Annotated in this window: 6 protein-coding genes; 5 read left to right on the plus strand and 1 reads right to left on the minus strand. The window is 44.3% G+C overall.

The features are described from left to right. Positions 1 to 266 precede the first annotated feature (266 nt). The 5 genes from AC1DWN_RS26075 (at position 267) to AC1DWN_RS26095 (ending at position 4,484) form a co-directional block, all read left to right on the plus strand. A complete protein-coding gene (locus AC1DWN_RS26075) occupies positions 267 to 773 on the plus strand; it encodes a YqhR family membrane protein (protein ID WP_477561807.1) in 507 nt (168 codons plus the stop codon). A 103-nt stretch (positions 774 to 876) separates the two neighbouring features. Further along, positions 877 to 1,320, plus strand: a complete 444-nt coding sequence (aroQ, locus tag AC1DWN_RS26080; RefSeq protein ID WP_477561808.1) for a type II 3-dehydroquinate dehydratase — start codon at positions 877 to 879, stop codon at positions 1,318 to 1,320. Between the two features lie 25 nt (positions 1,321 to 1,345). Beyond that, positions 1,346 to 2,419, plus strand: a complete 1,074-nt coding sequence (locus AC1DWN_RS26085; RefSeq protein WP_477561809.1) for a M24 family metallopeptidase — start codon at positions 1,346 to 1,348, stop codon at positions 2,417 to 2,419. A 27-nt stretch (positions 2,420 to 2,446) separates the two neighbouring features. Then, positions 2,447 to 3,004 carry an elongation factor P gene (efp, locus tag AC1DWN_RS26090; RefSeq protein ID WP_477561810.1) on the plus strand — a complete coding sequence of 186 codons (558 nt, stop codon included), beginning with the start codon at positions 2,447 to 2,449 and terminating at the stop codon, positions 3,002 to 3,004. Between the two features lie 226 nt (positions 3,005 to 3,230). Next, the gene (locus AC1DWN_RS26095) at positions 3,231 to 4,484 is read left to right on the plus strand and encodes an aspartate kinase (RefSeq protein WP_477561811.1); all 1,254 of its coding nucleotides are present in this window, start codon (positions 3,231 to 3,233) and stop codon (positions 4,482 to 4,484) included. Positions 4,485 to 4,939: 455 nt separating this feature from the next. Here the strand turns inward: AC1DWN_RS26095 and AC1DWN_RS26100 are convergent, their stop codons facing one another. Further along, on the minus strand, positions 4,940 to 5,653 hold the full coding sequence (locus AC1DWN_RS26100) for a 2-phosphosulfolactate phosphatase (RefSeq protein ID WP_477561812.1): 714 nt from the start codon (positions 5,651 to 5,653) through the stop codon (positions 4,940 to 4,942). Positions 5,654 to 5,812: the final 159 nt, after the last annotated feature.

The following is a 5,812-nucleotide window of genomic DNA, read 5'->3' on the forward strand; positions in this document are numbered from 1 at the left end:
TTCTATAACCGCTTGTCCGCCATATATACTTCGGGAATCTTGCGGCAAGAGCTTTTCACCTTCCTTGAGTGGGGTTTCGCCAGAGACGATGCGACGGATAAGTCTACAAATTTGTAATTCTATTGTACTTGATCTACGCTGCAAATGCCAACGCTCGTCATCATCCGATAGAGATCAGCTTATTATGATGCTAGTGGTTATCGCATAGCTTTTTTTCACATACTAAGCGGGTCTTGTAAAGTTACAGATGAAAGGGGAAGGTAACATTGGCAAATAAGAAGCAGACTAAGGCAGACAACGGACAGGAGCATCCTACAAATCCGTGGCTATTCTGCATTCAGATCGGTTTTTTTGCAGGGTTAATTTGGGGCTCGATTCGCTGGATTTGTTATCAAATAAAATTTACAACGGAGCTGCCAAGCTTTGTCGCTGATCCTTTTTTTCAGTCAGCTTTTCTAAAGTCATGGTGGGGCATAGTAGTAGGTCTAGCGAGCTACATCATTTTATCCATTATTGCGGCTGTCCTCTACAAGGTTCTAGTGGGGCGTTTGCGAGGACCGTGGCCTGGAATTGGCTATGGGCTAGTATGGTGGATTCTTATATTCGTCTTTGTGGGCCCTCTGCTAGGGGTTACTGAAAATATTACGAAAGCGGGTTGGAATACATTCTGGACCGAGCTGTGCGTCTTTCTTTTATGGGGCGTATTCATTGGCTATTCGATTGCATTTGAGTTCACAGATGAAGCAACGAGAGAACCAATCAAAGCAGGGTAACGACTTCTACTTCTCAAGGTGAGGACATTTGTGGTAAAATGGCTAATGATCTAACGCATGTGCCGCAGAGGACGGTAGCTGTTTACGCTTGGGAGGTGCTTTTATGCACAAAATTGTTATTTTGAACGGCCCGAACCTGAATATGCTCGGTGTTCGCGAGCCAGGCGTGTACGGGTCAGAGACACTAGCATTCATCGAATCGCTCTTGAAGGATAAAGCGGAGGCACTTGGTGTCGAGGTTGAGTTTTTCCAAACGAATCATGAGGGCGAAATGATTGATCGGATACATAGCGCATATGGCAAGGCAGACGGAATTGTTATCAATCCGGGTGCTTGGACGCATTACAGCTATGCGCTTCGCGACGCGCTTAGCACAATCGCACTTCCCATAATCGAGGTGCATATGTCTAATATTCATCAGCGAGAACCGTTCCGACATGTTTCAGTTATTGCAGCTGTTGCCGTCGGTCAAATCGCTGGCTTCGGATCTCACAGCTACGAACTTGGTCTTACAGCACTGGTGCGTCATTTGCAACGTGCAAAGTAAGAAGATAATGAGAGGAGAGATCATAATGCCGAATGAAAGAGTTAGGCGGCTTCGCCAACTGCTTGCGGATCAGAACTTTGAAGCAATTGTGATTGGAAGCGAGTATAACCGTCGTTATATTAGCGGCTTCACCGGATCCTCAGGTATGGTCCTCATTACAAGTAGTGACTGCTACTTATTAACTGATTTCCGCTATCGCACACAAGCTCCACAGCAAGCGACCGGGTTTCAAATTGTTGAGCATGGACCGAGCCCGATAAACGATATTCGAGAGCTTTTACAAGCGCAAAAGATTAATAAGCTTGCGTTTGAACAGGATCATATCGTATATAGTGAGTTTGTTGTATGGGGTAAGACGTTGCAAGGCATAGCACTTGAGCTTGTATCAGGTCTTGTTGAACAGCTTCGCATGACTAAAGATGCTGCAGAACTGCAAATTATGCAGGAAGCTGCAGATTTAGCTGATGACACGTTTAAACATATTCAGAAGCTTATCCGCCCAGGCGTCCGAGAAATTGATATCGCGCTTGAGATGGAAGTATACATGCGCAGCCATGGTGCGACATCGTCTTCATTTGAGACGATTGTAGCTTCTGGAGAGAGATCAGCACTGCCTCACGGGGTAGCGAGCGAGCGTGTTATTGGCACAAATGAGTTCGTAAAGCTCGATTTTGGTGCGTATTATAATGGTTATTGTTCGGATATTACACGGACGGTAGTTGTTGGAACGCCTACTGATAAACATCACGAGATTTACAACATCGTGCTTGAGGCACAACTAAATGCGCTTGAGCATATCAAACCAGGTATGAGCGGACGTGAAGCGGATGCGCTAGCGCGTGACGTTATAACGAAATACGGCTATGGCGATCTTTTTGGACACGGTACGGGACATGGTCTCGGAATGGAAATTCATGAAGCGCCTAGGCTTTCCAAGCTCAGTGACACGATTTTAACGCCCGGCATGACCGTTACGGTAGAGCCTGGCATTTATGTACCCGGTTTTGGTGGGGTACGTATTGAGGACGATATTGTAATTACGGAATCCGGTATTAAAATATTAACCTCATCCCCGAAAGACTTGATCATTTTGGGTTAAGGATTATTACTCAGGAGGGAATCAGTAATGATTTCAGTAAACGATTTTAAGACAGGCTTGACCGTACAAGTAGACACAGATATTTTCAGCGTTCTAGATTTTCAACACGTAAAACCAGGTAAAGGCGCGGCATTCGTTCGTTCCAAACTAAAAAACTTGCGCAACGGTAACGTTGTTGAGAAAACATTCCGTGCAGGCGAAAGTATTGGACGTGCAATCATCGAAAACCGTGAAGTACAATATTTGTACAACTCCGGTTCGGAATACACGTTCATGGATAATGAAACGTTTGACCAGTTCAACTTGGATAAGAAACAGCTTGAATGGGAGCTAAACTTTCTTAAAGAAAACATGAATGTTAATATCTCGAGCTACCAAGGCGAGATTCTTGGCATTCAAATGCAAAACAGCGTAGAACTTAAAGTCGTTGAAACAGAGCCGGGCGTTAAAGGCAATACAGCTCAAGGCGCTACAAAAATGGCTAAAGTAGAAACTGGCCTTAACGTTCAAGTTCCTTTGTTCATTAACGAAGGCGACGTATTGCTTGTCGATACACGCGAAGGTAAATACATCTCACGCGCTTAGGCAGCAGCTTGGAGGAACCGTCCGAAGGAATTCGGGCGGTTTTTTTGAAATATAGGAAGGTATAAGGTTCACCTTATACTCGGCTTAAATTTTTTCGAGAAAATGATTGTCCTTAGACAAAGACGAGGAAGTCGTTTTTTCTTACAAAAGGATATACCCATAGCCTAATTAGTTGTGGTATAATATTGACTTGTATGTATATGTCAAGGTTGGGAGTGAATCAGCTTTGTCGTTGATAGTGATGAAGTTTGGCGGCAGCTCCGTGGGAACGCCGGAGCGGATGCAGCGCGTTGCAAAACGCATAATTGAGAGGCAGAAAGAGGGCAACGATATCGTTGTTGTCGTTTCTGCTATGGGAGATACGACTGACGATTTAATCGATCAGTCGAAGCAGCTTAATCTTAACCCGCCGGCGCGGGAAATGGATATGCTGTTAACCGTAGGTGAACAAATATCGATCGCTCTGCTTTCAATGACGATCCACCAGCTTGGACATGGAGCGGTTTCTTTCACCGGTTGGCAAGCAGGTATTCGTACGGAAGCGGTACATGGTAAAGCGAAGATGACAGATATTCAACCTGAGCGCGTATTTAAAGCGTTAAAGGAAGGCAATGTTGCAATTGTCGCTGGCTTTCAGGGTATGAGTGAGGACGGAGAAATTACGACGCTAGGTCGTGGCGGATCCGACACAACAGCAGTGGCCTTAGCGGCTGCGATGAACGCAGATGTATGTGAGATTTATACAGATGTGGACGGTATTTATTCGACTGATCCCCGCGTAGTTAAAAATGCGCGTAAGCTTAATGAGATTTCGTATGACGAAATGCTTGAGCTGGCTCATTTGGGTGCTGCTGTATTGCATCCTCGCGCAGTGGAATATGCGAAGCATAACAATGTGAAGCTTGTCGTTCGTTCAAGCTTTACCCAAAACGAAGGTACAAGTGTAAAGGAGGAAGCGGTCATGGAGCAAGGCGTGGTCGTTCGCGGAATAGCGTTTGACAAAAACGTAGCTAGAATTAGCATTATGGGCGTTGAAGATGTTCCAGGTGTGCTTGCTGATGTATTTGGCGCATTGGCAGACAATGGTATTGATGTTGATATTATTGTGCAGAGCGGTGTGTTGGACGGCAAAGCCGATTTCTCCTTCACCCTATCACTTGATGATAAAGAAAAAGCGATTACAGTTATTGAAGGTCTTCGCAGCAGAGTTCCTTTCCGCGAAGCAACCTCCGAGGATAATTTGGTAAAAGTGTCGATCGTTGGAGCTGGCATGGTAAGTAATCCTGGTGTGGCTGCGAAAATGTTCGCTACGATTTCTACTCTAGGTGTTAGCATCAAGATGGTTAGTACATCTGAGATTAAATGCTCATGTGTCATTTCATCAGAGCTTTTAACCGAGGTTGTTCGTGCGCTTCATACAGCTTATGATCTTGATACGGCTGAGCAAGTATATGTAGGCGGACCTCAGGATCGTCGTTAATTGGCAATTATAACAGTAGGCTCGTTCCGATTTAAAGGAACGAGCCTTTTTTTGTCTCAATAAGTCTCAATAAGCTGATCCATGACAAGTTTCAATGATTGCTCATGACACGACTATCCATTCGTTTGTCGATTTTTTATCGTCTTGAATGAGGCAGTATATTAATTAAAATTAGGAGACAAAGTGTGCTCTAATTTCAAATTGTGATACTAACTAGAGACATTAGGGGGGAAAAGTAGATTTAGTTTCAAAATAGTCAATTAACGACCCAAGAAGCGAGGTGCGGTCGAGTTGACTGGGCAATTAGGTTCATCCTATGACACTAAATCGTAGAACACACTTCAGTGAGTTCAATTAGTTGCAATATCTGAAACTAAAAAACTAAACAGAGCTCTAGGCTCAACTTACTTACATTTTTATTTATATAACCAAGTCATTCAAAATCAGAATGTCTACTAAAATCGCGTTAACAACTCAMCATTCAGCCTCGGAACGTCTTGATAGATGTCTATACAAGAGCAGTCATCTATATCACGCTTCATTCCAAGCTTCAATAGTTTTCTCCCCGTCAACCCGCCAGACAGAGTCTCATTCATGTGACCCAAACGATTGCGATAGAGAGCTAGCATAGCTGTTCCAAAATCATCTGTTTCAATGGCTGCAGAGCTTATTGCATGCATTTTGTCGAGCACAAGCCCTGCGCATAGTCCATCCTCAATTGCAAATTCATCATTGCTCCCTGCGCATAAAATGACGACATCCCTTTTAAGCTCAATCGCAGTTTTTGCGCATGCCTCTGCATTCAGCAAGGAGGCCGTCAGTACATAATCGGCGCGCATTGATTTATGAATGGCCCTTGTGCCATTAGTTGTAGTCAGAATGACTCTTCGTCCGCCTACTGCTTCCTCTGTATATTCATCGGGGGAATTCCCGAGATCGAAGCCAGCGATTTTTCGGCAGAAACGTTCCCCTCCTAGTAGGTCGCCTGGCCTTTGTAAAGCGCGTGCTTCCATAACTGTTTCCGCAGGTATGACACACAAGGCTCCTGCAGCTAACGCAGTGCAAATGGTGCTTGTTGCTCTTAGCACATCAATAATTATAGCCGTCTTATGATGAAACTTCGCAGAGCTAGCTTCATTCACGCTGGATATGACTTGCACTTGAATCATTTTTCTTCCGCCTTTCTCCTCTTTCAATTCTTCACTATATGCGGCAAGAGGTAGGCAGGTGTACGGCATGAAATGTAGACAAGCGTGCATAGAATAACAATACGATATTTTAAAATATAGGAAAGTATAAGTTTCACGCTTATACTCTGCCTATATTTC

The sequence above is a fragment of the Paenibacillus sp. P4_A7 genome (genome assembly GCF_056402455.1).

Bases quoted from the DNA above. Each gene is read 5' to 3' on its own strand.
- AC1DWN_RS26085 (WP_477561809.1), top strand. From the start codon at position 1,346: ATGCCGAATGAAAGAGTTAGGCGGCTTCGCCAACTGCTTGCGGATCAG.
- efp (WP_477561810.1), top strand. From the start codon at position 2,447: ATGATTTCAGTAAACGATTTTAAGACAGGCTTGACCGTACAAGTAGAC.
- aroQ (WP_477561808.1), top strand. From the start codon at position 877: ATGCACAAAATTGTTATTTTGAACGGCCCGAACCTGAATATGCTCGGT.